Below are 26,699 nucleotides of genomic sequence, written 5' to 3'. Positions count from 1 at the left end.
GTTCCCTTCGCGACTCGAGCTAGCTGGCCGACCTGGGCAGCTCGGCCTCCTCGTCATCGACCGGCTCATCAGCCAATTCGTCGGCGGGCGCATCGGGATCACGGGAGACCCGGATGACGAAGTCGTCACCGTGCTCCGAGACCCCGTAGACAACGGCCTGCTCGACGGCTTTGGAGGCGTACTGGGCACGCACCACGAGTGGGTCCTCCCGAAGGTCCTTCACCAGCGATACGCACAGCCCGACCATGACGACGACGAACGGGACTGCCGCGACGATGGTGATGGTCTGCAGGCCGCTCAGCGCGTCGGAACCGCCGACCAGCAGCATCACGGCAGCGACCGCGCCCGTGGCGACACCCCAGAAGATCACCGTCGGCCTCCCCGGTTCGATGGATCCGCGCTCCGAGAGCGTGGCCATGACGATCGATGCGGCGTCCGCTCCCGAGACGAAGAAGAGCGCAACCAGGATCATGACCACGACGCTTGCCGCCGTCGCGAACGGGAACGACTCGAGGGTCGTGAACAGCTGGGTCTCGACGCCACCCGCGCCGGCGATGTCCACACCACCCAGCTGCAGGTCGAGAGCCGCTCCGCCGAAGATCGCGAACCAGGCCAGGCTGACCAGCGACGGGACGAGGAGCACACCGGTCACGAACTGGCGGATGGTGCGGCCGCGTGAGATCCGCGCGATGAACATCCCGACGAAGGGCGTCCACGAGAGCCACCAGGCCCAGTAGAAGACCGTCCAGCCCGACAGCCAGGTGGCGGTCGCAGACCCTTCGGCCGAGGTTCGCGCCGACATCATCGCAACCTCTTGGAAGTAGCTTCCGACGGTTGTCGGGACCAGGCTGAGGATGAACACGGTGGGACCGGCCACGAAGACGAACAGGGCAAGCCCGACGGCGAGCACCATGTTGATGTTCGAGAGCCACTGGATCCCCTTGGCGACGCCTGTGACCGCGGAGAAGACGAACCCGACCGTGAGGACGGCGATGATCGCGACCAGGACGCCGTTGCCCGTCTTGCCGAGCCCGCCGACGATCTCGAGCCCACTGCGGATCTGGAGCGCACCCAGGCCGAGCGACGCGGCCGACCCGAAGAGCGTCGCGAAGATCGCGAGCATGTCGATGACCTTGCCGCCGGCGCCATGGGCGTGACGCCCGAGAATGGGCTCGAACACGGAGCTGATGAGCAGACCGCGGCCCTTTCGGAAGACGCTGTAGGCGATCGCCAGCCCCACCAGGGCGTAGATCGCCCATGGGTGGATTCCCCAGTGGAAGAGGGTGGTGGCCATGGCCGTCTGGATCTTCTCGGACTGACCATCGCCGACAGCGCCCGGCGGAGGTGCGACGAAGTGGCTGACCGGCTCGCTGACGCCGTAGAAGATCAGGCCGATCCCCATTCCGGCGCTGAACATCATCGTGATCCACGAGACCGTACGGAACTCGGGTTCCTCGCCGTCCCTGCCGAGCGGGATGTTCCCGAACTTGCCGAAGGCGAGCCACAGTACGAAGCCGACGAAGGTCGATGCCGCGGTGACGAAGAGCCAGCCCAGGTTGGCCATCACCCAGGACAACGACTTTCCTGAGACCGAAGCCAGCGACTCCGTGCTGACGAATCCCCAGACCAGGAAGCCGATCGCGATGACCGCGGTCACGCCGAAGACGACGCGATCAAGACCACCGGCATCCTTGGCGGGCTCCTCAGGAGGACAGTCGAGGGCCGGATGGGTCGGGCTTCCGTTCTGGCCGACGGATTTGTGGCGCGGCGATACCGGGGACAGGTCTCCGCTACGTGCAGAGGATCTCATGACGCACTCCGATCAAAGAGCTCTTGGGATGAGCAGCATCTGTCGGTGCCAGAGAGGCTCCGGGTGGCGGCACGACAGTGGGGCGCTACGCGGTCAGACGCTGATATACTAGTTACCTTATATGTGATGCATCACACCAGGCAAGGGTCGATCTCGACGACGAGCTCGACCTCCACCGGGGCATCCAGAGGCAGGGCCGAAACCCCTACCACGGAGCGCGCATGTCGCCCCGAGTCGCCGAATACCCGGCCGAGAAGCTCCGAGGCACCATTGGCGACCAGGGCCTGCTCCGCGAAGAGGGTGCCGGAGGCGACGTACACCACGACCTTGACGATCCGCTTCACCTGCCCGAGATCACCGATCTCCGACTTGATCGCGGCGAGCGCATTGAGCACGCACCATTGCGCACAGGTCTGGCCGTCGGCGACGCCGAGAGCGTCACCTACCCTGCCCGTGGCGAGAAGCTCGCCCTCCCGGATCGGCAGCTGCCCCGAGGTGAAGACGAGCGTTCCCGCGCGCACTGCCGGCACAGGAGCCACGGCGGGCACGGTCTCACGAACGGACAGGCCGAGCCCGGCCAGCGCCGCATCCTGCCCGGAGGCAGCCACCCTGGACCCCCGAGGACTCAGCAGCCGCAGCACCCGGCCCGAACGATCCGTCATACGCTGACGCTATCACTGATATACTAGTTGTCGTTAGTGTGAATTTTAGAGAGCTGGCACACATGCACGACGTTGCCCCGCGGGTCGTGGTCGTCGACCACTACGACTCCTACACCTGGAATCTCGTCCACCTGATCGCCGGTGTCACGGGAGCACTCCCGGCAGTGGTCCAGCACGACACGACGACTGCTGACTACGTGCTCGGCTTCGACTACGCCGTCCTCTCCCCCGGACCGGGGCACCCGGCGAATCCTGGCGACTTCGCCGTCGGCGGCGAGGTGCTCCGCGCAGGCACGGTTCCCGTGCTGGGCGTGTGTCTCGGCATGCAGGGCGTCGTCACCACCTACGGCGGGCGGGTCGACAGGCTTCCACCCGCACACGGCGATGTCGCGCGAGTCCGGCACCGCGGCGACCAGCTGTTCACCGGCGTTCCCTCCTCCTTCTCCGCCGTCCGCTATCACTCCCTCGCCGCCACGAGCATCCCGCCGGAGCTCCAGGTCATCGCCGAGACGGACGGCCACGCAGGCGAGCCGGTGGTGATGGCCGTACGCCATCGGTCGCTGCCGCACGTCGGCGTGCAGTTCCACCCCGAGTCGATCCTGAGCGAGCACGGAGCCGCTCTGATCACCAACTTCCTCTCGGCGACGGCGTGAGCGCCGAGGAGCGGTTCGCCGAGATGGCGAGCACCCATCCACGTTGCTTCTGGCTGGAAGCAGGTCCCGGTCCGACCTCCCGGTCGATCATGGGAGCCTTGCGCGACGACGACATCTCCCTCACCTACGACGCCGGGCGAGGTGAGGTGCTTCGGCACCGCGGCGGAGATGTCAGCCTGGTCGGCACGGACATCTTCACCGTCCTCGGGGACGAGCTCGCCCGCACGCCCGAGAACGAGATCTGGGTCGGCTACTTCGGCTACGCATGTCGTCCGGACCTGCCAGCCAGGATCAGTCACACCGGCGACCCCGCGATGTCTGACGCGATCTGGATGCGCACCCGGCACTCGTCGCCCATCGGACAGCCACCCGCACATCTCGCCCGCACCACCACACGATTTCATCCCGCGTCGTCCGTGAACACCACCCCGATCGCCTACACGCGGGCCTTCGACGAGGTGCAGCGGGAGCTGCTGGCCGGCAACACATACGAGGTGAATCTGACGCACCGGATCGAGGTGCAGAACACCATCGACCCGGCCGTCGCGTACCTGCGTCTTCGCGAGCTCAACCCCGCCCCGTACGCCGGCTTCATCCAGCATCACGACTTCCGGCTCCTCAGCTCATCCCCCGAGCGCTACGCGAGGATCGACCGGCACCGGATGATCGAGACCCGGCCGATCAAGGGCACCACGCCCCGGGGGAAGGACGTCGAGGAGGACGAAGCGCTCCGAGAAGACCTTGCGTCGAACCCCAGATTCCGCGCCGAGAACCTGATGATCGTCGACCTTCTCCGCAACGATCTGGGGATGGTGTGCGATCCCGGAACGGTCTCCGTCCCGTCGTTGATGGAGGTCGAGTCCTACGCGTCGGTCCATCAGCTGGTGACGACCGTGCGCGGCCGGCTGCGAGACGACGTGACCGGCATCGAGGCACTGCGCGCCCTCTTCCCCGCCGGCTCGATGACCGGCGCACCGAAGCGCCGGACCATGGAGATCATCCAACGCGTCGAGACGACCCCACGCGGGGTCTACTCCGGCGCCTTCGGATGGATCTCACCTGACGGCCAAGCGGATCTCGGCGTCGTGATCAGAAGCCTCACCACCGCCGGCAACGGCACCTGGCAGCTCGGCACCGGAGGCGGAATCACCGTCCACTCGACCGCCGATGACGAGTACGCCGAATCAGGCTGGAAGGCCGAGCGCCTCCTGCAGGTGTTCGGAGGGGCGTTTCCTCGCGACTGATGTATCAGACTAAGATTGTAAAAAGCGCGTACAGGAAGATCTGATCAACAAGCCGGAACGGACAAGTGGGCAGGGACTCAATGACGGTTGACGAGATTCTGGCAGCAACGGCCAATCCCCCTGCCACCTCACTCGCCGAGCAGGCCTACCGATACATCCGCGAACGCCTGGTGATGCTCGACATCCGCCCGGGCGCGCCGATCAACGACGGGCAGATCGCCGAAGCCATCGGTATGGGCCGCACTCCTGTCCGCGAGGCGATCAAACGCCTCGAGGCCGACCACTTGGTCCACTCCTTCCCGCGCCGCGGCACCTTCGCGACGACGATCGACGCCACCGAGCTCAGCGCGATCGCCGAGATCCGGCGTCAGCTCGCACCGTTCGCGTCGCGCGCCGCCGCGGAACGCGCGTCGGCGCCGCAACGTGAGCAGATGCGCGCGCTCGCGGCTCAGATCGGCGAAGGCAGGCTGGGCGACGGAGATCGCGTTGACCTGATGCGCGTCGACAGGGCCGCCCATGGCCTGATCTACCAATCGAGCGGCAACGCCCACCTCGAGGACATCTTGATCAGGTACGACAACCTCGCCATCAGGATCTGGTGGATGGTGATCGATCGCCTCCCCGACCTGGCCCTCCACGTCGTCGAGCAGGCACAGCTCCTCAACGCCGTGGCCGACGGTGACGGGGATCGGGCCGAGAAGCTCACCCTCGAGCACATCAGCGGGTTCGAGAGCGAAATCCGTCAGGTTCTCTGAACCGCGGCTGGCTGTCAGATCGGGCCACGACCGAACAGCCACCGCCGCTGCGTACGCCTCCTCAGCAGTCCAGGCGGATGTCGCCCAAGGGCTTGGAGCAGCAGATCAGGACCTTCTGCTGGGCGATCTCCTTCGGCCGGATGCCGCCGTTGTGCTGCATGTCGACCTCCCCGGAGAGCATCGACACCTTGCAGGTCCCGCACATCCCCTGACCGCAGGCGGCCAAGGGCCGCATGCCGGCGGCCACCGCCGCCTCCAGGAGGGTCTCCTCCGGGCCACACGTGATCATCCGCCCACTACGTGCGAACTCGACCGAGAACCCCGTGGCGGCCTCGTCCTCGACATCCTGCTCGCTCGGCGGCGCGGCCGACGGGGTAGGCATCTCGGGAGCGCCGAAGTCGAAGCTCTCCTCGTGATACTTCTCCATGTCGTAGTCGAGCTCTTCGAGCAGCGACTTCGCCGCGGCCATGTATCCGGCCGGACCGCAGATGAACGTCTCACGCTCGTTGAGGTCGGGGGCGAGGATCTCGAGCACCGGCTTGGAGATGCGTCCCTGCAGTCCCATCCATCGCTCGGTGGGGGCATCGCCCTCACAGATCTCCACGACTCGCAGGTTGGGCATGAGGCGTGCCATCGCCTCGAGCTCGCCGCGATAGATGATGTCAGCCGGCGTACGCGCACTGTGCACGAAGAGGATGTCCGCCTCGGACCCGAGGTCGTACAACGTCCGCGTCATCGAAAGGACCGGGGTGATGCCGCTCCCGGCCGAGAGGAACAGATACTTCGGCGCGTCCTCCTCCGGCAGGACGAAAGCACCCGCCGGCGCGTGCATCGAGATCCATGCCCCAGGCTCGAGATTGTCGTGGAGCCAGTTCGACACGACGCCGTCGGGGACCCGCTTGACTGTGATGGCCAGCCGGTCGGGCCTGGTCGGCGGTGAGGCGATCGTGTAGCAGCGGGTCATCATCTCGCCGTCGATCTCGACCCGGATGGTGATGAACTGGCCCGCCTCGAAGTCGAAGGCGCGCCGGTCCGGGGTGGTGAAGACGAACGTCTTCACATCATGGGTGACGGCGAGAACCTGGCTGCACACCAGGTCCATCACGTCACTCTCGGCCCAGCAGGGCTCCAGCATCCGCTTGCTGCGGAGGGCCGCCGGGCGGCCGTTCTGCAGGCCGAACGAGTTCGGCTCCGACACCTCGGGGACGTCGGTCTCCATGATGGTCATGTCTGCTCCCACTCCGGCTAGGCGTTGGCTTGGACGCGTTGGACGTACCAGGTGACGAAGGCATCGACTTCACCCTCGACAGTGGAGTAGGGACCGGGAACGTAGCCCGGGTCCGCCACTCCTCGCTGCGTGCCCTCGACCAGGACGCGGTCCTGGTCATTGGTGGCCCGCCAGACGGACGTGAGCGACTCGACCGAGTAGTCGACCCCTTCGACGGCCTCCGGGTTCACCAGCCAGGTCGTCCGGACCAGCGTCCGGTCGACCGCGAGCGGGATCACCGAGAAGACCACGGCGTGGTCACCGAGGAAGTGGAACCACGAGTTGGGCTGCATGTGGAGCGACAGGTCCCCGAACCTCGGGTCCTCGATGGACCCCATCAGCTTCGCGCACAGCTGCTGGCCGTCGGGGCCGAACGAGGCGCCGGCGCCGTCGAGCGGCAGATGAGAGATCTGGAACGCCGTCGTACGGCCCTCGAGCTCGCAGCGCTCCCCGACGGGGAATCCGATGGCCGCACAGGCCTTCTCGAGCTCGGCCTGCGCCTCCTGGTAGCGCTCGAAGGTCGCCTGCATGCGCGGCGGCACGTCCTCGGCCTCGTAGCGGCTGATCGGGAAGTACGCCGTCACCAGCTCGGGGTGGGAGGCGTCGCAGTGGTGACACTCGCGGTTGTTCTCCATCACCAGCTTCCAGTTGCCCTCCTCCACGATGTCGGTCTGGTGGGCGACCTTCGCCGTGGCGAGCGAGTACGGCTTCAGGTAGGGCTCGATGAACTCGCTGACCTCGTCGAAGTCGGCCGGCGGCTCGTCGGCCAGGCAGAGGAAGACCAGCCCGCCGACCGCACGCACGTTCACCGGCTTGAGCCCGAACTTGTCGTACTCGAAGGTGGGCGTCTGGGATTCCGCGAAGATGAGGCTGCCGTCGACCCGGTAGGTCCACTGGTGGTAGGGGCACACGATGTTGCCGATCGAGCCACAGCCCGACTCGAGCAGTCGCGACCCGCGGTGCCGGCAGATGTTCCGGAACGCACGAACGTTCTCGTCATCGTCGCGAACGACGATCACGGAGTGAGCGCCCAGATCGACCGTGACGTAGTCACCGGGGTCCGGAATCTCGGCCTCGGCGACAGCGAAGATCCAGTGCTGGCCGAAGATGACGTCGAGGTCCTGCTCGTAGACGTCCGAGCTGGTGTAGAAGGGCGCCTCCAGGCTGTAGCCGGATGCTCGCCTGTCCGCCAGGGACGCCAGTTCCACCGGCGTCGTTTCGATGCTCATACGCGTCACGTTGATGTCTCCCACGCTCAAACCGGGCAGATTCCGGGTTCAGATACGGCGGTCCGCCAGACGGCGGTTGTTTCACTCTGCACAACTACTGCGTAGCGTGAAACGATTCTGCCGCGCCAAAGAAGACGCTGTCAACGGGTCGATCTGGATTCGTCCGCAGGATTTACGCGGGCTTTACGACGTACGCGAAGTGGCCCGCATGCACGAGGCATGCGGGCCACTTCGAGGGTGCCGATTCGTCGCCTCGGCAGGCGCGGATCACTCAGCCTTGGGGAAGCCGTTCCGCTCGGAGATGGCCGCGGCGGCGGCAAGCACATGCTCGGCCAGCTCGGGCACCTTCTCGGACGTGATCCGGAACGACGGGCCCGAGGCCACCACCGCGGCGATGACCCCGCCACCCAAGGAACGGATCGGCGCAGCCAGCCCGGCGAGACCGATCTCGTGCTCGTCGACCGAGTAGGCGTAGCCCAGCTTCCTGACCTCGGCGAGCTGCTCCTCGAGCTTGGCCGGATCAATCACGGTCTCCTCGGTATAGCGCTCCAGCCCGCCCTCAAGAATCTCCCGACGATCCTCCGGCGACATGGTCGCCAGGAAGACCTTGCCGGACGCGGTGGTGTGCAGGGGGCTCCGCTGCCCGACCCAGTTCACCGACGTGATCTCAGCACTCCCGATCACCTGGTCGATCGTGATGGCCTCCTCGCCGTCGTTGATGACGATGTTGACCGTCTCGCCGACGGCGTCGGCCAGCGCCATACAGATCGGGCGACTCGTGACCGAGATGTCGTGCTTGCGGGTCGCGCCGGCGGCCAGCTGGATGACTCCATAGCCGAGCTGATAGTGGCCCCGACTCGCGTTCTGCTCCACCAGACCGCGCGCCTCGAGGGTGGCCAGCAAACGGAAGACCGTGGACTTGTGCACCCCCAGTTCCTCGGAGATCGGCGTGACTCCGACAGCCCCCCGACGGGCGAGCACCTGGAGGATGGAGATGGCTCGATCCACTGAGTGAACGGTCGTGCTCCGTGTTTCGCTCGTGTTGCTCATGCTGAAACAGTATGCCTCCTTGTCAGATCCTCCTCTTCGCCCCTACTGCCGGGTAGCTGCGGCACGAGCGAGCAGACACCCCCGTACGCGCCCTGAAATCGGTCGAAACAGGGTCTTGATGCCGGCGGCGTCGACGGTCTAGTTTGTTTCATATAGCGCTCTTGTTTCGCTATGAGAAACATCCCTGCAACCTGACTACGCCGGACGCCCCCATCCGGGGGCAGGAAGAAGAGACGCCATGGCAGACAACAGAGTCGTCGTCTACAAGGGGCCGGGCGAGGTGGCCGTCGAGTCCATCGAGTACCCGAAGCTGGAACTCCCCCAGGATGTCGTCAGCGGCCTGGGCATCAAGCGTGCGGCGCCGCACGCGGTGATCCTCAAGCTCGTGACCACGAACATCTGCGGCAGCGACCAGCACATGGTGCGCGGCCGGACGACCGCGCCGGTGGGTCAGACGCTCGGCCACGAAATCACCGGCGAGATCGTCGAGATCGGCGAAGACGTCCTCTTCCACGAGGTGGGCGACATCTGCTCGGTACCGTTCAACATCGCCTGCGGGCGCTGTCGCATGTGCAACGAGGGCAAGACCGGCATCTGCCTCAACGTGAACCCGGCACGGGCGGGCGCGGCGTACGGCTATGTGGACATGGGCGGCTGGATCGGTGGCCAGGCGGAGTACGTCATGGTCCCGTTCGCCGACTTCAACCTGCTTAAGTTCCCCGACCGGGACCAGGCCCTGGAGAAGATCCTCGATCTGACGATGCTCTCCGACATCTTCCCGACCGGGTACCACGGCGCCTACACCGCCGGCGTCACCACCGGGTCGACCGTGTACGTGGCCGGCGCAGGCCCGGTCGGGCTCGCCGCGGCGTACTCGGCGCAGCTGCTCGGCGCGGCCACCGTCATCGTGGGCGACATGAACGCGGACCGGCTCAAGCAGGCCGCCAGCTTCGGCTGCGCGACCGCGGACCTGTCCTCCGGTGACGCCCTTGCGGACATCATCGCGGACATCGTCGGCGAGCCGGTGGTCGATGCGGCCGTCGACGCGGTCGGCTTCGAGGCCCGCGGCCACGGGCGCGACGCCGCCGAGCAGCCCGCCACCGTCCTCAACGACATCATGGAGGTCTCCCGCGCAGGCGCCTCCCTCGGCATCCCCGGCCTGTACGTGACCGGTGACCCGGGTGCGGTCGACGATGCCGCCAAGCAGGGGCAGATCGGCGTCCGGCTCGGCCTGGGCTGGGCGAAGTCGCACACGTTCGTGACCGGCCAGTGCCCGGTCAAGCAGTACAACCGCCAGCTGATGAACCTGATCCTCGCCGACAAGGCCCACATCGCCGACGCCGTCAATGCGAAGGCCATCAGCCTCGACGAGGCTCCGGAGAGCTACGCCGCGTTCGACCAGGGCGCGGCCACCAAGTACGTCATCGACCCGCACGGCATGGTGAACTGACGTAACCGGGCTTCCAGAGAGTCCCGCCCCTGGCCACATCAGCCAGGGGCGGGACCGTCTCACATACCCAACAGGCGGCGCGCTTCCCCCACGGTGACGACAGAGCCCGTGACCAGCACCTGAGCCGGACCTCCGCCCTCTTCGGAGATGGCCGAGGCCGCTCTGGTGGCCTCGAGGAGGGCGTCGGCGAGGTCGTCGATCTCCACGACCCGATCCGCCCCGAGGACCCCGCGCGCCGCAGCGGCGGTGTCGCGGGACGACAGCGACCTCGGGCTGCTGTTCCGGGTGCAGATCATCGTCGACACCACGGGCTCGAGCTCCTCGAGCATGCCGGTGAGGTCCTTGTCGCCCATCGCAGCGACCACGGCGACCGTCGGCCGACGGCCCAGATCGGACAGGCCGCTGGCCAGGGCCCGGGCACCGTCGGGGTTGTGGGCTGCGTCGAGGATCACCGCGGGCGTGCCGGGCAGCACCTCCAGCCGCCCGGGCGAGCGGGCCGAGCCGAGCGCCCGTCGCAGTGCGTCGAGCGGGATCACGTCTTCCAGGAGGGCTTCGACGCTCGCGATGGCGAGCACCGCGTTGTGCGCCTGGTGGCGGCCGTGAAGCGACAGCGGGACCTCGGGATAGTGACCCGCGAGGCCGTTGACCGAGATGATCTGACCATCGCCGAACGCGCGTCTGCCGCTCAGGCGGAAGTGACGGCCTTCGACCATGAGCCGCGCGAGATGCGCGTCGGCATGGGCTCGGAGGAGCTGCTCGACGTCTGGGGTCTGCCGAGCCGTGACGCTCAGCGAACCCGGCTTGATGATCCCGGCCTTCTCGGCCGCGATGTCGAGCCTCGTCGGCCCCAGGTGATCGACATGGTCGAGGCCGATGGGGAGGATCGCGGCAACCGGGGCGTCGATGACGTTGGTCGCATCCCACATGCCGCCCATGCCGACCTCCACCGCCGCGACGTCGACGGCCGCGGTCGAGAAGGCCTGGTAGGCCATGGCGACAGTCATCTCGAAGAACGACAGCGGAGTGGGACTCTCGCGGTCCACTGCCTCGGCCGCAGGCAGGACGTTCCGGTAGGCCCGGACGAACCCGTCGCGCGAGATCGGCCGGCCACCGATGCTGATCCGTTCCCGGATGTCGGTGAGATGGGGACTGGTGAACCTGCCGACCGTAGTGCCCAGCTCGAGCAGGATCGCCTCCACCATCCGCGCGGTGCTCGTCTTGCCGTTCGTGCCGGTGATGTGGATCGAGCGGTAGTCGCGTTGTGGCTGGCCGAGCGCTTCCATCACCGCCCGGATGCGCTCGAGAGAGGGCGCGATCCTGGTCTCGGGCCAGCGGGCGAGGAGTCGGTGTTCCACCTCGGTGATGTCGAGGTCGAGGCCGGTGCCGGTCACTGAGGTCCTCCGCCGAGGCGTGCCAGCAGGTCACGGCGCCAGGCCTCGGTTTCGGCGACCTGGTTGAACGTGAACAGATGCAGACCGGCGATCGCGGCCTCGGGCTTGTCCAGCTCCGGCGCCGCACGGGTGAGGAACCGCTCGGGCGAGTAGCCACCGGGCGCGGCGATGCGCGCGAACATGCCCTTGTTCTTGGCGAGGAACCGCGTCGACTCCCCCACGCCGATCTTGGTCGCCATGGTGAGGAGCTTGGTGCGCTCGACCGGACCGGGCAGCCCGACGATGATCGGCGTCCTGACGCCTCGGGCGCGCACGCGACGTACCCAGTCCGTGAGTGCTCTGTCGTCGAAGGTGAGGTTGCTGACGATCTGGGTGGCGTGGTGGCGTTTGTCCCACATCGCCTGGACCAGGCGGTCGTGGATGATCGTCGGGTGGTCCTCCGGGTAGCCGGCTACGCCGACGTGGCGGAACGGGTCGCCGAGATCGACGAGGGCCTCGAGGAGCTCGAGCGCGCTGGGGAAGACCCCGGGTCGCTCCGCATCTCCGGCGGGCACGAAGACCTTCTCGATGCCGGCAGCCTTCAGGCGACCGGTGATGTCGGCGAGCTCAGCCCGGCTCGAGACCATGCGCGCGGCAAGGTGCGGCACGACGTCGTACCCGTGTCCGGCGAGGCGGATGGAGAGGTCCACGGTTCGCTCCAGGCCCTTGGCCGGGGAGGCGGTCACGGTGACGGTGCGGCCGGCGGGGAGGGAGGTGGTGACGACGTTCTCGATCGTGGCGGTGGGCAGGACCTCGAAACGTGCGTCGAGCAGCAGTCTCCGTACGGTCGCGGCGGCCGAGCGCCGGCTCATCGCTGCCCTGCCCGGGCTCCGACCATGTCGGCTGCGGCTGTGGATCCACGCAGGCGCGCGGCCACCCTGGAGGCGGCAGCGGCACCGGAGACCGAGTGCACGCGCACTCCCCAGGCGCCTCCCACGGCAGCGACGGCCGCCACGGCGTCCGACGCCTCGTCCCGGTCGGCGGCGACGTCCGGGTCACGCCGTCCGTACGTCGCCGCCTCGGCGAGGAACCGCTTGCGGGAGGCCCCGACGAGGACGGGGAAGCCGAGACCTTGCAGCCTCGGGAGGGCCGAGAGCAGGTCCCAGGACTGGGCGCTGTTCTTCGCGAACCCCAGGCCGGGGTCGAGGATGATGCGCTCGGGACGTACGCCAGCGTCGAGTGCCGACTCGACACGGCCTCGAAGCTCGGCGCACACGTCGTCGACGACCGAGTCGTAGTAGCAGAAGTCGTCCATCCGCGTGGAGTGGGCGCGCCAGTGCATGAGGACGCAGGTGACGTCCGCCTCGGCGAGGAACGGCAGCATCCTGGGATCGGCGAGCCCGCCGGAGACGTCGTTCACGATGACGGCACCAGCCTCGACGGCTCGCCGGGCGACCGAGGCGCGCATGGTGTCGACCGAGACCGGCAACCCCTCCCGGGCCAGGGCTTCGACTACCGGGATCACGCGGGCGATCTCCTCGGCCGCGCTGACCCGCTGGGCACCGGGCCGGGTGGACTCGCCGCCGATGTCGAGGAGATCGGCACCGTCGCGCATGAGCTCGAGGCCTCTGCGTACGGCTGCGTCGACGTCGAGGAACCGGCCGCCGTCGGAGAACGAGTCGGGGGTGACGTTGATGATGCCCATCACCTGACAACGCAGATCTGCCTCGGTGAGCAGCTGCGTGACGCTCATGTCAGCGCCCCGGCGATCGCCTCCCTGGCAGCCAGATGCTGTTCGGCGATCTCGACGATGTTGGTCAGCAGCATGGCACGGGTCATGGGTCCGACCCCGCCGGTGGCACCGCTCATCTTGCCCGCGACGACGTCCACGTTCGGGTCGACGTCGCCCAGGATGCCTTCGATGGTGCGAGTGATCCCGACGGACAGAACGGTGGCGCCGGGGCTGACCCAGTCGGGCTTGACCAGGTGGGCGACACCTGCCGCCGCGACGATGACGTCCGAGGCCCGGGCGTGGGCGGCGACGTCACGGGTCTCGATGTTGCACAGCGTGACGGTGGCGTGCTCGGTGGGGCGGGTGAGCATGAGCCCGAGGGGCCTGCCGACGGTCAGCCCGCAGCCGATGATGCAGAACCGCTGGCCGGTGATCGGCACGTCGTGCTGCCTGAGGAGCTCGATGATCCCGCGCGGCGTGCACGGCAGCGGGGCGGGGGTGCCGAGCACCAGCTTGCCGAGGTTCGTGGGGTGGAGCCCGTCAGCATCCTTGTCCGGGTCGATGAGCTCCAGGACCCGGTGGGTGTCGACGTGGGGCGGCAGGGGCAGCTGGACGATGAACCCGGTGCAGGTCGGATCCTCGTTGAGCCGTTGCACCGCGGTCTCGATCTCGGCCTGCGATGCGCTGGCCGGGAGCTCGATCCGGATCGAGGCGATGCCCACCTCCGCGCAGTCGCGGTGCTTGCCCGCGACGTACGAACGGGAGCCTGGGTCGTCACCGACGAGGATGGTGCCGAGGCCGGGGTCGATCCCGGCCTCGTGCAGTGTCTTCACCCGCTCGGCGAGCCCGGCCTTCAGGTCAGCAGCGACGCGCTTGCCGTCGATCTTTGCTGCGGTGGTCATGCACTTCTCCTTCTCGCGAGACCCGTGACGTCAGCATTCGATGACGTTGACGGCGAGGCCTCCGCGGGAGGTCTCCTTGTACTTGATCTTCATGTCGGCCCCGGTCTCGCGCATGGTCTTGATCGCGGCATCGAGAGAGACACGGTGGCTGCCGTCGCCGCGGGCGGCGATGCGGGCGGCGTTGATGGCCTTGTTGCTGGCGATGGCGTTGCGCTCGATGCAGGGAATCTGCACCAGGCCGCCGACGGGGTCGCAGGTGAGCCCGAGGTTGTGCTCGATGCCGATCTCGGCCGCGTTCTCCACCTGCTCCGGGGTTCCTCCGAGTACTTCGCACAGGGCTCCGGCAGCCATGGCGCAGGCCGAGCCGACTTCGCCCTGACAGCCGACCTCGGCGCCGGAGATCGACGCGTTGATCTTGAACAGGATCCCGACCGCGGCGGCGGCGAGGAGAAACCGCACGATCCCGTCCTCGTCCGCGTTGGGCGCGAACTTCTCGTAGTAGTGGAGGACGGCCGGGACGATGCCCGCCGCGCCGTTGGTCGGAGCGGTCACGATCCGTCCGCCCGACGCGTTCTCCTCGTTGACGGCGAGGGCGAAGAGGTTGACCCAGTCCATCGCCCTGAGCGGGTCCGTCTCGTCCGTGGAGCCCTGGAGATGGGTGTAGAGACCAGGGGCACGTCGCGGCACCTTCAACCCACCGGGCAGCGTGGGTTCGGTGCGAGTGCATCCGGTGTGCACGCATTCCTGCATGACCGACCAGATGTGCAGCAGCTCGGCGCGTACCTCCTCCTCGGTACGCCAGGCCAGCTCGTTGGCCATCATGATGTCGCTGATCCGTTTGCCCGACTCCGCGCAGACCGCGAGCAGCTCCGCTCCGGTGGTGAACGGGTACGGGATCGGGGTCGAGTCCTCGACGATCCGGTCGGCGCCGGCCGCGGCCTCGTCCACGACGAAACCGCCGCCGACCGAGTAGTAGGTGCTCTCCAGGAGCATCTTCCTGGTGGGGTCGAACGCGCGGAAGATCATCCCGTTCGGGTGCGCGGGGAGGGTCTTGGTGCGGTGCATGACCACGTCGTCGGCGTCGAACTCGATGTCCCGGGCTCCGGAGAGCCGCAGGCGTCGAGCGGCACGGACCTCGGCCACACGGGCGTCGGCGTTGTCCGTGTCGACGGTCTCGGGCCGGTTGCCCTCGAGTCCGAGGATGACCGCCTTGTCGGAGCCGTGTCCATGCCCGGTGGCGCCGAGGGAACCGAACAGCTCCACCTCGACCCGGGCGACGGCGTCGAGCAGCGAAGCCGCCTTCAGAGCCTCGGTGAACTGCACCGCCGCCCGCATCGGGCCGACCGTATGGGAGGACGACGGCCCGATGCCGACCGAGAACATGTCGAACACGCTCAGCGCCATCAGCCGGATCCCAAGATCTTGAACTCGGCCATGGCGTCGATCAGCCAACGGCCCAGGTAGTCGGCGTACGAGGCGCGCGGAAGGATCCGGTAGGACTCGGTGTCGACCTTCCAGAGGATCACCGGGACACGTCCGATGCTGGTGGCGACCGCCGTGCCCTTCGTGAAGGCCCTCGGGTGGAGGTCGAGCGGACAGCCCTTCTCGAGGACCGCCTGCGCGGAAGCCCCCTCGAGCCGGAAGGTGGTGCGGTTGGCCGACAGGTCGACGACCGCGGCACCGCCTCCCGATACGCCTGCGCGGAGGTAGGACACCAGGGTGGACCCGGCCACGCTCTGCGAGATGACCAGGTACTCGTCGGGCGAGAGCCACAGGATGACGACGTCGTGGCCGGTGGCGACCTCGCCGCATCGTCCGGGGAGCTCGGTGCCGAGGATCTGGGCCAGGCGCGCCCGGTCGGGCGAGTCGACTTGCACCCGCAGACCCACCATGGTGAGGAACTGCTCCTCGCGCACCCGCACGCCACGGGATCCCGATACGCCGGCGTCGACGAAGGCGCCGTGAAGGTGTTGGGCTGGGCTGACGCGCAGATCGGAGATCGTCTTGTCGAGCGGCTCGATCGTGGTCTCAACCATCGCGGCGGCTTCCTTCCGGGTCGTAGAGGACGGTTTCAGCGACAACGACGTCGACCAGTCGGTCGCCGACCGGCGCGACGAGGGTCTGGCCGATGCGGTTGCGGCCATCCTTGATGAGTGCCAGGGCGAACGAGCGCCCGAGCGCGGCACTGTGGTAGCTCGAGGTCACGTGCCCGAGCATCGGCACCGGACCTTCAGCAGGGGTGATCGGCGTACCGGACTCGACCAGCTGGGCGCCCTCGGGCAGCCTGAAGCTGGTGTCGACGGGAAGCACCGAGACGAGGTGCTTCCGGTCCGTACGTGCGGTGTCGGCCCGGCTGTAGGACCGCTTCCCGACGAAGTCCTTCGCCTTGGAGACGATCCACTCCATGCCGGCGTCCTGGGGCGTGACCGTGCCGTCGGTGTCCTGGCCGACGATCGGGTAGCCCTTCTCGGCACGGAGAACGTGCATGGTCTCGGTGCCGTACGGGGTGATCGACCATTCCTGGCCGGCGGCGTGGATCTCCTCCCACACCCGCTGACCGAACCAGGTCTCGACGTTGACCTCGAAGGCGAGCTCTCCGGAGAACGAGATCCGGCACACCCGAGCCGGGATGCCCGAGGCGAGCGTCGTCTCGCGGAACGTCATGAACGGGAACGCCTCGTTGCTGACGTCGAGGTCGGGAGCGATATTGGCGATCACCTGGCGGGACTTCGGGCCGACGACGGCGACGGTGGCCCACTGCTCGGTCACCGAGGTGAAGCTGACATCCAGGGTCGGCCACTCGGTCTGATGCCACTCCTCGAGCCAGTCGAGGACCTTCGCGGCGCCGCCGGTGGTCGTCGTCATGAAGTAGCGGCCCTCGTCGATGCGGAGCGTTACGCCGTCGTCGAAGATCATCCCGTCCGGCGTGCACATGACTCCGTAGCGCGCGGAGCCAGGAGCGAGCTTCTTGAAGGCGTTGGTGTAGATCCGGTTGAGGAACTCACCGGCCTCACTCCCCCACACCTCGATCTTGCCCAGGGTGGTCGCGTCCATCATGCCCACGGACTCACGGACCGCGGCACACTCGCGGAGCACGGCCTCGTCCAGCGACTCGCCGTCCTGCGGGTAGTACCACGGCCGCAGCCACTGGCCCACGATCTCCATCTCGGCACCCTGCGCGACGTGCCAGGGGTGGATCGAGGTCAGCCGGGCCGGGTCGAAGAGGTCACCGCGCTCGCGGCCGGCGAGCGCGACGAACGGGACCGGAGCGTACGGCGCACGGTACGTGGTCGTGCCGATCTCCCCGGGGCTGCGACCGTCGTTGAGGGCCGCCGCGATGACTCCGATCGCGTTCACGCCGGAGGTCTTGCCCTGGTCGTTGGCGGTGCTGATAGAGGTGTAGCGCTTGATGTGCTCGACGCTGCGCATGCCGGCCCCGGTCGCACGCAGAACGTCGTGCACCGTCTGGTCGCGCTGGAAGTCGACGAAGTGGTCGACCAGATCGTCGAGCGGCACCCCGTCCTCGACGGCGAGCCACAGAGCGCGGGTCGTGCCGTCACCCGTCGCCGCAGGAAGCGGCTCCGTCGGGGCCTCGGCCGCGCTGATGAGACCGGCGGCGAGCAGGGCCGTCGAACCGGCGTACCGGCCCTCGGCGAGGCATGCCTCGAGGGTGTAGCTGCCTCGTGCCGATCCCACGATCTGCTGATCGGCGACGTCGCCGTCGGGGACGAACCCCGCGAGGTCCTCGTCCCAACGGACCTTGCCCTGCCGCTGGCTGTGCAGGTGGACCACAGGGCTCCACCCACCGGCGACGGCGACGACGTCGCAGGCGATGTCGCGCCGTTCTCCGACCGCGACGCCGTTGGCATCGATGGCTGACACCGTGGCGGCGGTGACCCTCGGGTCGCCGTCGGTGTCGAGGACGGCGGAGCCGAGGATGACCTCGATGCCGGCGGCTTCGGCGCGGCGTGCTGCCTCCGACTGCTCGGGGCGAGCATCGACGACGGCCGCCACGGTCACTCCTACGCCGGCCAGATCGGCGGCGACCTCGTAGGCGCTGTCGTTCGTGGTGGCGAGCAGGACCCTTTCGCCTGCCGCGACGCCGTACCTGTTGAGGTAGGTGCGGACGGCGGAGGCGAGCATGACGCCGGGGCGGTCGTTGTTGCCGAACACGAGGGGACGCTCGTGCGCGCCGGTGGCGATGATGACCTGCTGTGCCCGGATGTGCCAGAGGCGCTGTCGCGACAGCCCGGTCAGTGCCTCCTTGGCAGAGGCCTCCAGGTGGTCCAGCCGGCTCTCTAGCGCGATCACGTAGTTGGCGTCGTAGCTGCCGAAGGCGTTGGTCCGGCTGAGGACCGTGACCTCGGGCGCGGCCGCGAGCTCCTCGGTGACGCCGCGGAGCCAGGTGTCGGTGTCCACACCGTCGATGCTGAGGTCGCGGGCGGAGAGGAGGGACCCCCCGAGCTCGGGCTGGTCGTCGATGAGGATCACGCGGGCGCCGGAGGCGGCGGCGGTGCTGGCCGCGGCGAGCCCGGTCGGTCCGGCACCGACGATGAGCACGTCGGTATGGACGTACTTCTTGTCATAGATCGCGGTGTCGTCGGCGGGGTCGAGTTCGCCGAGGCCGCTGAGGTAGTCGGCCTCGAGCCCGTCGACGAGCTCGACGGCCGTGGCGGGGAGCATCGACTCGGTGACCGAGTCGCCCGGGCGCCGCAGCTTCACCAGCGCGTTGGACTCCTCGAGTCCTGCGGCGAGGACTCCACGCGGGCGCTGCCGGTACAGCGACAGCCCGCACTCGAGCACGCCGTTGGCGATCAGCGCGGAGGCAAGGGTGTCACCGGCGTGACCGGCGTACTCCTGGCCGTCGACGCTGAACGCGAGTCGGGTGGATCGGTCGATTCGGCCGCCGTCTTCGAGGCGGTGCGACGTCGTGCTCACTGTGGGCCTCCATCCAGGGTGGGACGTCGCTCGCCGGCCCCGTAGACGGCGGCGATGCGGTAGGTGACGGTGTCGCGTAGGGCGTTGAACCACTTGCGGCAGCCGGCGCTGTGGACCCAGCGCTCGGCGAAGATGCCCTTGGTGTTCTCGCGGTAGAACAGGTAGCGACCCCACTCCTCGTCGCTGAGGGTGTTCGGGTCCTCCGGGTAGGGGACGTGGGCCTGACCGCCGTAGTGGAACTCGGTCTCGTCACGAGGCCCGCAGTTGGGACAGCTGATGAGAATCATCGTCCGCTCCTTTCAGTGGGCCACGGCTGCTGCGCCGTGCTCGTCGATGAGGGCACCGGTGCTGAATCGCTCGAGCGCGAACGGTGCGTTGTACTCGTGTGGCTCGTCGTGGGCGATCGTGTGCGCCATCGTCCAGCCCGCTCCGGGGGTGCCCTTGAAGCCGCCGGTCCCCCAGCCACAGTTGACGTAGAGCTGGTCGATCGGCGTCTTGCTCACGACCGGTGAGGCGTCCGGCGTGACGTCGACGATCCCACCCCAGGTCCTGAGCAGATGCGCGCGGGCGAAGATCGGGAACAGCTCGACGGCCGCCGCCATCTGCTCCTCGACCACGTGGAATCCACCACGCTGGCCATAGCCGTTGTACGCATCGACCCCAGCACCCATGACCAGCTCGCCCTTGTGGGCCTGGGAGACATAGACGTGGACGTGGTTCGACATCACCACTGTGGGGTGGACGGGCTGGTGGAGCTCCGAGACGAGCGCTTGGAGCGGGTGCGACTGGATCGGCAGGTCGAAACCGGCCATCTCGGCGAGGACGCTGGAGTGCCCTGCCGCGCACAGCGCGACCTTGCCGGCCGCGATCGTGCCGCGGCTCGTCTGCACGCCGACCACCCGGTTGCCGTCCTTGACGAAACCGGTCACCTCGCAGTCCTGGATGAGGTCGACGCCGAGCTCGTCGGCCTTGCGCGCGAACGCCCAGGCGACGTGATCGTGCTTCGCGATGCCCGCGCGTGGCTGGTAGGTCGCGCCGAGGACCGGGTAGCGGATGTTGTCGCTGGTGTTGATGATCGGGCAGACCTCCTTCACCTGGTCGGCGTCGAGCCACTCGGCGTCGATCCCGTTGAGACGGTTGGCCTCGCAACGCCGCACCGAGTCGCGTACGTCCTGCAGCGTGTGGGCGAGGTTGAGCACGCCACGCTGGCTGAACAGGAAGTCGTAGTCGAGCTCGTCCGGGAGCACCTCCCACTGCTTGAGGGAGTGCTCGTAGATCGCCGCGGACTCGTCCCACAGGTAGTTGGACCGGATGATCGTCGTGTTCCGCGCCATGTTGCCGCCGGCGAGCCAACCCCGCTCGAGAACGGCGACGTTCGTGATGCCGTGGTTCTTCGCCAGGTAGTACGCCGTCGCCAGGCCGTGACCACCGCCACCGATGATGACGACGTCGTAGGAGGACTTGGGCTCCGGGTTGCGCCAGAGGAAGTCGGGGTGCTCGGGCAGCAGGTCTGCCATCACTCGGCTCCGTTCGAATCGAGGAGATGCGGGTAGAGCGGATGCTTCTCGGCGAGCACGGTGACTCGGCTGCGCAGCGCATCCGCCGTCTCGTCGGTGAAGTCGTCCTTCAGCGCTGCCGCGATGATGTCGGCCACCTCGCTGAAGTCGGAGTCGCCGAACCCGCGCGTGGCCAGAGCGGGCGTGCCGATCCGCAGACCGGAGGAGACCATCGGCGGACGCGGGTCGAACGGGACGGCATTGCGGTTGACCGTGATACCGATGCGATGGAGCCGGTCCTCGCCGTCTTGGCCGTTGAGCTCGGAGTCGCGCAGGTCGACCAGCACAAGGTGGACGTCCGTGCCCCCACTGACGACCGAGACCCCCGCGGCCGCGACGTCTTCGGCGAGCAGCCGCTCGGCGATGATGCGGGCGCCGCGGAGCGTACGTTCCTGGCGCTCGCGGAACTCGGGCTCGGCGGCGACCTTGAAGGCGACCGCCTTGCCGGCGATGACGTGCTCGAGCGGCCCGCCCTGCTGACCGGGGAAGACCGAGGAGTTGATCTTCTTGGCGACGCCAGGGTCGTTGGTGAGGATGACGCCGCCACGCGGGCCGCCCAGCGTCTTGTGCGTCGTCGAGGTGACGACGTCGGCGAAGGGCACCGGGTTCGGGTGGAGGCCGGTCGCGACCAAGCCGGCGAAGTGGGCCATGTCGACCATCAGGCGGGCGCCGACCAGGTCAGCGATCCGGCGGAACTCCGCGAAGTCCAGCTGACGGGGGTAGGCGGACCAGCCGGCGACGATCAGCTTGGGCCTGTGCTCGAGAGCGAGGCGCTCGACCTCGGCCATGTCGATCAGGAAGTCCTCGCGGCTGACCTCGTACGGAACGACCTGGTAGAGGCGGCCGGAGAAGTTGATCTTCATGCCGTGGGTCAGGTGGCCGCCGTGGGCCAGCGAGAGACCGAGGATGGTGTCTCCGGGCTCGAGGAGCGCGAACATCGCAGCGGCGTTGGCCTGGGCTCCCGAGTGCGGCTGCACGTTGGCGTACTCCGCGGAGAAGAGCGCCTTGAGGCGGTCGATGGCGAGCTGCTCGATGACGTCGACGTGCTTGCAGCCGCCGTAGTAGCGGCGGCCGGGGTAGCCCTCGGCGTACTTGTTGGTGAGGACCGAACCCTGGGCCTCCATGACGGCGGCGGGAGCGAAGTTCTCCGAGGCGATCATCTCCAGCGTCGTCTGCTGGCGGCTCAGCTCGGCGTCGATCTGCTCGCTGACCTCGGGATCGAGGTCCGCGAGCGAGGCGGTCAAGACGTCAACCACGATGAACTCCCAAACTCTTGAAGTACGATTGATATATTAGTTCCGGATCACCAGTATGCTTGGTAGCGAAGACACATGTCAACGGTCCGGATCAGAAAGCGGTGACTTGGTATGACCGACGTTCAGGCGCCCGTCCCGACGGCGATCGGCGCGCCGATCTCGCTGGCGTACGCGGCCTACGAGCGCATCCGGGATCGGCTGATCATGCTGGACATCAGGCCGGGTGAGCCGATCAACGACGGTGCGCTCGCGGCCTCCCTCGGGATCGGCCGCACCCCGGTGCGGGAGGCCCTCAAGCGCCTGGAGACCGATCACCTGGTCGTGTCCTACCCCCGGCGTGGAACGTTCGCAACGGCGGTCGACGTCACCGAGCTGGGCGCGATCTCCGACCTCCGCCGGCAGCTCGAGCCGTTCGCAGCGAACCGAGCCGCGGCAGCTGCCTCCGAGCCGACGCGCGTCGAGCTGCGCGCCATGGCCGAGAAGGTTCGCGCCCTGGACGCCTCGGGCGACCGGCGCACGCTGATGAGGCTCGACATGTCGGTGCACCGGTTGATCTATCGCGCGACGGGCAACAAGCATCTCGAGGACGTGCTGATCCGCTATGACAACCTGGCCACGCGGATCTGGTGCCTGGTCGTCGACAAGCTCCCGGATCTGGCCTCCCACATCTCCGAGCACGCCCAGCTCCTGGATGCGATCGCCGACGGCGACTCCGAACGAGCCGAGCGCCTGACCAGCGAGCACATCGACGGCTTCTCGACCGAGATCCGTCGCGTTCTCTAAACGCGAGATCGGGCGCCGGCCCCCCGGCCGGCGCCCGATTCGACCCGTCGGGTCAGCCGCGCAGGCGGCTCATCTCGGGGTCGAAGAGCGGCTCCGGGGTGACCGTCGCCGCGATCCGCTGACCGAAGTACTCGATCTCGACCTGGTCGTCCTCGCCGATCTCCGCCGGCAGGTAGGCATAGGCGATCGGCTTGCCGATCGTGAACCCGTACGCCGCGCTCGTGACGTACCCGACCGCGGTCTCGCCCGACAGCACGGGCTCCTTGCCGAGCACCATGGACTTTCCGTCGTCGATGGTGAGGCAGCGAAGCCGGCGAGCCGACGTCTCCACCGAGCGACCCTCGAGCGCGGCCTTGCCCACGAAGTCCTCCTTGGCGCGCTTCACGGCGAACCCGACGCCCGCCTCGTACGGGTCGTGCTCCGTGGTCATGTCGGCCCCCCAGGACCGGTAGCCCTTCTCGAGCCTGAGCGCGCCGAACGCGGCCCGGCCGGCGGCGACGACTCCGTGCTCCTGGCCCGCGTTCCACAGTACGTCCCACAGCTTCTGGCCGTTCTCGGCGGAGGCGTAGATCTCCCAGCCGAGCTCGCCGACGTAGGACAGTCGCAGGGCCGTGACGGGGATCCCGCCGATGGTGGCCCGCTTGCCACGGAAGTACTTCAGACCGTCGTTGGTGAAGTCGTCGGTGCTGACCTTGGCGATGAGGTCCCTGGCCAGAGGTCCCCACAGCCCGATGCAGCACGTGCCACCGGTGATGTCGCGGACGTGGGCGGCGAGGGCCGGGTCCTCGGCACGCAGCTTGCGGGCCTCCCGGCGGAGGTACGCTAGGTCGACGGTGCCGTTGGCACCGACCTGATAGAGCTCGTGCTCGAGACGGGCGACGGTGATGTCGCTCTTGATCCCGCCCTGCTCGTCGAGGAACAGGGTGTAGGTCACCGCACCGGGCTTCTTGGCGACGTCCCCGGTGGTGAGCCGCTGCAGCAGCGTCTCGGCACCGGGGCCGGAGACCTCGAGGCGCCGCAGCGGCGTCATGTCGTACATGGCGACCGCGGTGCGGGTCTTCCAGGCCTCGACGGCCGCGATCGGCGAGTGGTAACGGGCGGACCAGTCGTCGCGCGTCGGCGACTTCCACTCCTCCGGCAGCTCGTCCAGCAGGGCCGCGTTGGCCTCGTACCAGTGCGGCCGCTCCCAGGTCCCGGCCTCGAGGAAGAAGGCGCCGAGCTCGACCTGACGGGCATGGAACGGGCTGACCCTGATGTCGCGGGGCGAGTCCTTGGGCTGCAGCGGGTGGAGGATGTCGTAGATCTCGACGAAGTTCTGCTGCGAGGTCTCGCTGACGTACGCCGGAGCCAGCTGCGTCTCCTCGAAGCGGTTGAGCTCGAGGTCGGCGAGGTCGTACTGAGACCGTCCGGTGGTCAGCACCTCGGCCACCGCCCGGGCGACGCCGGCCGAGTGGGTGACCCAGACCGCCTCGGCCACCCAGAACCCGTCGACGTCACGGGACTCACCGACGAGCGAGCCGCCGTCCGGCGTGAACGAGAAGATGCCGTTGAACGATGACTCCGCGATCTCCGCCTCCTGCAGGCATGGGAGCAGCTTGCGGCACTCGTCCCACGGGCCTTCGAAGTCCTCGGGCGTGAAGTCCAGCCGCGACGGCATGTTCTCGTCGTCGACGTGCTCCGGGGTCGGGCCGAGATCGGAGGCGACGTACGGCATCGGCTTGTGCGCGTACGAGCCGATCCCGTAGGCATCGCCCCACTCCCGGAAGTAGAGGTCCTGGTCCTGGTGTCGCAGGATCGGCAGGGTCGCGCCGTCGGGTGCCTCGTGCTTGCCGCTCAGCACCGGGACGGGAGTGGTCTTGATGAACTGGTGGGCGAGCGGGAGGAGCGGCACGTCGGTGCCCGCCATCTTCCCCACCTCGACGCCCCAGAACCCGGCGCAGGAGACGACGATGTCAGCCTCGACCACACCGTTCGTGGTCTCCACACCGGTGACGCGACCGCCCTCCTGGAGGACTCCGGTCACAGCCGTGTGCTCGAGGTAGGTGACGCCGGCCGCCTGCGTACGCTCGATGAGGATGTCGACGGCGCGGGCCGCTCGGGCCAGGCCGTCGCTCGGGATGTGCAGACCCGCGAGGACCTGCGACTCGTCGATGTGCGGGTAGAGGTCCTTGCACTCGGCGGGTCCGATGACCCGCGCCTCGATCCCCCAGGACTTCGCGTAGCCGAGCTTGCGGTAGAGCTCAGCGACGCGGGCCTCGGTGGTCGCGACCTCGAGGCCACCGACCTGATTGAAGCAGCTCACCCCGTCCTTCTCCAGGGACAGGAACTTCTCCACGGTGTACTTGGCGAACAGGGTCATCGTCTTCGACGGGTTGATCTGGAAGACGAGACCGGGCGCGTGGGAGGTCGAGCCGCCGGGCAGGCTGAGTGGGCCCTGTTCGATGACCGTGATGTCGGACCACCCGCGTGACACGAGTTCGTCCGCGAGGTTCGTGCCGACGATGCCGGCGCCGATGATGACTGTGCGGGGCGAGGACGTCATGAGCTTCTCCGTGATTCGGGGTTGGTGGTCAGCGGAACACGACGGTGCTGGAGCCGTGCATGAAGACGCGGTGCTCGCAGTGCCAGCGGACGGCGCGCGAGAGTGCGAGGCACTCGGCGTCCTGGCCAACCGTGGCCAGAGCCTGCGGTGTGTAGGTGTGGTCGACCCGGTTGACCTCCTGCTCGATGATGGGCCCCTCATCGAGGTCTGCGGTGACGTAGTGAGCCGTCGCACCGACGAGCTTCACGCCACGTTCGTGAGCCTGGTGGTAGGGCTTCGCGCCCTTGAAGCCGGGCAGGAACGAGTGATGGATGTTGATCGCGCGACCCTCGAGCTGGCGGCAGAGGCCGTCCGAGAGGATCTGCATGTAGCGGGCGAGCACGACCAGGTCGACGTCGTACTCCTCGACCAGGTCGAGCATGCGCTGCTCGGCCTGCGGCTTGGTCTCGGACGTGACCGGAATGTGGATGAACTCCAGTCCGGCCGCCTCCGCCATGGGTCGGAGATCTTCATGGTTGGACGCGACGACCGCGATCTCGGCCCCCAGGGTCCCACCACGCCATCGGAAGATGAGGTCGTTGAGGCAGTGGCCGAACTTGGAGACCATCACCAGCAGTCGCGGCTTGCGCTCGTCGTGGAACGCGTACGACATGCCGAACCGGTCCGCGATCGGACCGAACGCGGCGGTGAGCTCATCGACGTCCGCGCCATCGACTGACGCGAAGGCGGTCCGCAGGAAGAACAGCTCCCCCACCCGGTCGTCGTGCTGCTGGTGCTCGAGGATGTCGAACCCGCGGTCATACAGGAAGCTCGTGACCGCCTGCATGATCCCCGGGCGCTCCTGACAGGAGAGCGTGAGCACGTTGGCCGTAGCTGTGGGAGCGGTCGCCACGGACGCAACGGCGGTCGAGCTTGGCGGGCTGATGGTCATGCTGAGCTCCTGATTTGCCGGTAATGATACACAACTCATATATCAGAATGATCGTAGAACGGCTCTCAGATCGCCGTCAAGGGCTTCGCGCCCTGGACAATGGGCCTGAGCACTTGGGCGAGAGCCGCTGAGCCAGGCATCAGCCAGGCAGGCCGGGGCCGCGGGAACCCTCCGCGGTTGGCCGAGATCCGGCTTCACGCATCCGCAGCGAACACCAAAGCCGGGTGAAAGGCGGGAGATACAGCCCACCGTCGAAATGAAGAAAGCCTCTGACCAGTTCATTTGCCTGGCCAGAGGCTCTTAGGTGGCTCCCCCGGTTGGACTCGAACCAACAACCCTCCGCTGTCTGCTCGGAGTGTTTGCCTGACCTGAGCACCGTCACCCCTCACGGGTGCGGCACACTGTCCTCTTCTGCCGATTTATGCCCTGACCTGGGCAAACTGATGATGGCGATGTGGAGTCATCGCCCTTCGCGATCGTCGCGTGAGCTTCACGACCTTGCCAGGGTACGCGCTCTCGTGCGGACGGATGCCGCCAATACTGTGACCAATTATGTGACTGCAACAGCA

At 67.8% G+C, this 26,699-nt stretch carries 22 protein-coding genes; 5 read left to right on the top strand and 17 right to left on the bottom strand.

All coding sequences use genetic code 11. The features are described from left to right. Window positions 1-19 precede the first annotated feature (19 nt). Together ABTW65_RS23795 and ABTW65_RS23790 are read right to left on the bottom strand one after the other, a co-directional pair. Window positions 20-1,810: a BCCT family transporter gene (locus tag ABTW65_RS23795; RefSeq protein ID WP_350664742.1), complete on the bottom strand. Its 1,791-nt coding sequence runs from the start codon at window positions 1,808-1,810 to the stop codon at window positions 20-22. Window positions 1,811-1,941: 131 nt separating this feature from the next. Continuing rightward, window positions 1,942-2,472, bottom strand: coding sequence for a RidA family protein (locus ABTW65_RS23790; RefSeq protein ID WP_350664740.1), 531 nt, complete (start codon window positions 2,470-2,472; stop codon window positions 1,942-1,944). A gap of 62 nt (window positions 2,473-2,534) precedes the next feature. Here ABTW65_RS23790 and ABTW65_RS23785 point away from each other — a divergent pair, with 62 nt between their 5' ends. The 3 genes from ABTW65_RS23785 (at window position 2,535) to ABTW65_RS23775 (ending at window position 5,124) form a co-directional block, all read left to right on the top strand. Next, window positions 2,535-3,125: an anthranilate synthase component II gene (locus ABTW65_RS23785; protein ID WP_350664738.1), complete on the top strand. Its 591-nt coding sequence runs from the start codon at window positions 2,535-2,537 to the stop codon at window positions 3,123-3,125. Beyond that, window positions 3,122-4,369, top strand: coding sequence for an anthranilate synthase component I family protein (locus tag ABTW65_RS23780; protein WP_350664736.1), 1,248 nt, complete (start codon window positions 3,122-3,124; stop codon window positions 4,367-4,369). Before ABTW65_RS23785 ends, ABTW65_RS23780 begins: the two co-directional genes overlap by 4 nt. Before the next feature lie 80 nt (window positions 4,370-4,449). Continuing rightward, a complete protein-coding gene (locus ABTW65_RS23775) occupies window positions 4,450-5,124 on the top strand; it encodes a GntR family transcriptional regulator (protein ID WP_350664734.1) in 675 nt (224 codons plus the stop codon). A 61-nt stretch (window positions 5,125-5,185) separates the two neighbouring features. On the opposite strand, the gene ABTW65_RS23770 is transcribed toward ABTW65_RS23775, so the two are convergent. The 3 genes from ABTW65_RS23770 to ABTW65_RS23760 form a co-directional block, all read right to left on the bottom strand. After that, window positions 5,186-6,352 carry an FAD-binding oxidoreductase gene (locus tag ABTW65_RS23770; RefSeq protein WP_350664732.1) on the bottom strand — a complete coding sequence of 389 codons (1,167 nt, stop codon included), beginning with the start codon at window positions 6,350-6,352 and terminating at the stop codon, window positions 5,186-5,188. A 17-nt stretch (window positions 6,353-6,369) separates the two neighbouring features. Beyond that, complete coding sequence (locus tag ABTW65_RS23765) at window positions 6,370-7,620, bottom strand: aromatic ring-hydroxylating oxygenase subunit alpha (protein ID WP_350664730.1); 1,251 nt, start codon at window positions 7,618-7,620, stop codon at window positions 6,370-6,372. Window positions 7,621-7,887: 267 nt separating this feature from the next. Further along, window positions 7,888-8,628: an IclR family transcriptional regulator gene (locus ABTW65_RS23760; RefSeq protein ID WP_350664728.1), complete on the bottom strand. Its 741-nt coding sequence runs from the start codon at window positions 8,626-8,628 to the stop codon at window positions 7,888-7,890. A gap of 280 nt (window positions 8,629-8,908) precedes the next feature. Between ABTW65_RS23760 and fdhA the strand changes: the two genes are divergently transcribed. Then, the gene (fdhA, locus tag ABTW65_RS23755; RefSeq protein WP_350664726.1) at window positions 8,909-10,120 is read left to right on the top strand and encodes a formaldehyde dehydrogenase, glutathione-independent; all 1,212 of its coding nucleotides are present in this window, start codon (window positions 8,909-8,911) and stop codon (window positions 10,118-10,120) included. Between the two features lie 59 nt (window positions 10,121-10,179). Here fdhA and ABTW65_RS23750 read toward each other — a convergent pair whose 3' ends face one another. The 10 genes from ABTW65_RS23750 to glyA are packed head-to-tail and all read right to left on the bottom strand — an operon-like array spanning window position 10,180 to window position 21,874. After that, window positions 10,180-11,511 carry a bifunctional folylpolyglutamate synthase/dihydrofolate synthase gene (locus ABTW65_RS23750; RefSeq protein WP_350664724.1) on the bottom strand — a complete coding sequence of 444 codons (1,332 nt, stop codon included), beginning with the start codon at window positions 11,509-11,511 and terminating at the stop codon, window positions 10,180-10,182. Then, window positions 11,508-12,362, bottom strand: coding sequence for a methylenetetrahydrofolate reductase (locus ABTW65_RS23745; RefSeq protein ID WP_350664722.1), 855 nt, complete (start codon window positions 12,360-12,362; stop codon window positions 11,508-11,510). The genes ABTW65_RS23750 and ABTW65_RS23745 overlap by 4 nt, the downstream gene beginning before the upstream one ends. Then, on the bottom strand, window positions 12,359-13,243 hold the full coding sequence (gene folP / locus ABTW65_RS23740) for a dihydropteroate synthase (RefSeq protein WP_350664721.1): 885 nt from the start codon (window positions 13,241-13,243) through the stop codon (window positions 12,359-12,361). The genes ABTW65_RS23745 and folP overlap by 4 nt, the downstream gene beginning before the upstream one ends. Next, a complete protein-coding gene (locus ABTW65_RS23735) occupies window positions 13,240-14,124 on the bottom strand; it encodes a bifunctional methylenetetrahydrofolate dehydrogenase/methenyltetrahydrofolate cyclohydrolase (protein ID WP_350664718.1) in 885 nt (294 codons plus the stop codon). The genes folP and ABTW65_RS23735 overlap by 4 nt, the downstream gene beginning before the upstream one ends. A 30-nt stretch (window positions 14,125-14,154) precedes the next feature. Beyond that, entirely contained in the window at window positions 14,155-15,528 is a 1,374-nt protein-coding gene (locus ABTW65_RS23730; protein ID WP_350664716.1) for an L-serine ammonia-lyase, read from the bottom strand. Then, the gene (locus tag ABTW65_RS23725; RefSeq protein ID WP_350664714.1) at window positions 15,528-16,160 is read right to left on the bottom strand and encodes a sarcosine oxidase subunit gamma; all 633 of its coding nucleotides are present in this window, start codon (window positions 16,158-16,160) and stop codon (window positions 15,528-15,530) included. Before ABTW65_RS23725 ends, ABTW65_RS23730 begins: the two co-directional genes overlap by 1 nt. Next, a complete protein-coding gene (locus ABTW65_RS23720) occupies window positions 16,153-19,062 on the bottom strand; it encodes a sarcosine oxidase subunit alpha family protein (protein WP_350664712.1) in 2,910 nt (969 codons plus the stop codon). The genes ABTW65_RS23725 and ABTW65_RS23720 overlap by 8 nt, the downstream gene beginning before the upstream one ends. Beyond that, on the bottom strand, window positions 19,059-19,349 hold the full coding sequence (locus ABTW65_RS23715; RefSeq protein WP_350664710.1) for a sarcosine oxidase subunit delta: 291 nt from the start codon (window positions 19,347-19,349) through the stop codon (window positions 19,059-19,061). The genes ABTW65_RS23720 and ABTW65_RS23715 overlap by 4 nt, the downstream gene beginning before the upstream one ends. 12 nt (window positions 19,350-19,361) lie before the next feature. Continuing rightward, entirely contained in the window at window positions 19,362-20,579 is a 1,218-nt protein-coding gene (locus ABTW65_RS23710; protein WP_350664709.1) for a sarcosine oxidase subunit beta family protein, read from the bottom strand. Then, the gene (gene glyA / locus ABTW65_RS23705; RefSeq protein ID WP_350664707.1) at window positions 20,579-21,874 is read right to left on the bottom strand and encodes a serine hydroxymethyltransferase; all 1,296 of its coding nucleotides are present in this window, start codon (window positions 21,872-21,874) and stop codon (window positions 20,579-20,581) included. Before glyA ends, ABTW65_RS23710 begins: the two co-directional genes overlap by 1 nt. Before the next feature lie 111 nt (window positions 21,875-21,985). Between glyA and ABTW65_RS23700 the strand changes: the two genes are divergently transcribed. Next, entirely contained in the window at window positions 21,986-22,657 is a 672-nt protein-coding gene (locus ABTW65_RS23700) for a GntR family transcriptional regulator (RefSeq protein ID WP_350664705.1), read from the top strand. Window positions 22,658-22,709: 52 nt separating this feature from the next. Here ABTW65_RS23700 and ABTW65_RS23695 read toward each other — a convergent pair whose 3' ends face one another. After that, the gene (locus ABTW65_RS23695) at window positions 22,710-25,199 is read right to left on the bottom strand and encodes a GcvT family protein (RefSeq protein WP_350664703.1); all 2,490 of its coding nucleotides are present in this window, start codon (window positions 25,197-25,199) and stop codon (window positions 22,710-22,712) included. Window positions 25,200-25,227: 28 nt separating this feature from the next. Continuing rightward, the gene (gene purU / locus ABTW65_RS23690) at window positions 25,228-26,130 is read right to left on the bottom strand and encodes a formyltetrahydrofolate deformylase (protein WP_350664700.1); all 903 of its coding nucleotides are present in this window, start codon (window positions 26,128-26,130) and stop codon (window positions 25,228-25,230) included. Window positions 26,131-26,699 lie beyond the last annotated feature (569 nt).

It is taken from the genome of Nocardioides sp. NPDC127503, from assembly GCF_040302165.1.
Taxonomy (GTDB): domain Bacteria; phylum Actinomycetota; class Actinomycetes; order Propionibacteriales; family Nocardioidaceae; genus Nocardioides.
Note: the sequence above shows the minus strand (reverse complement) of the source record. Positions and strands in the feature narration are given on the sequence as shown.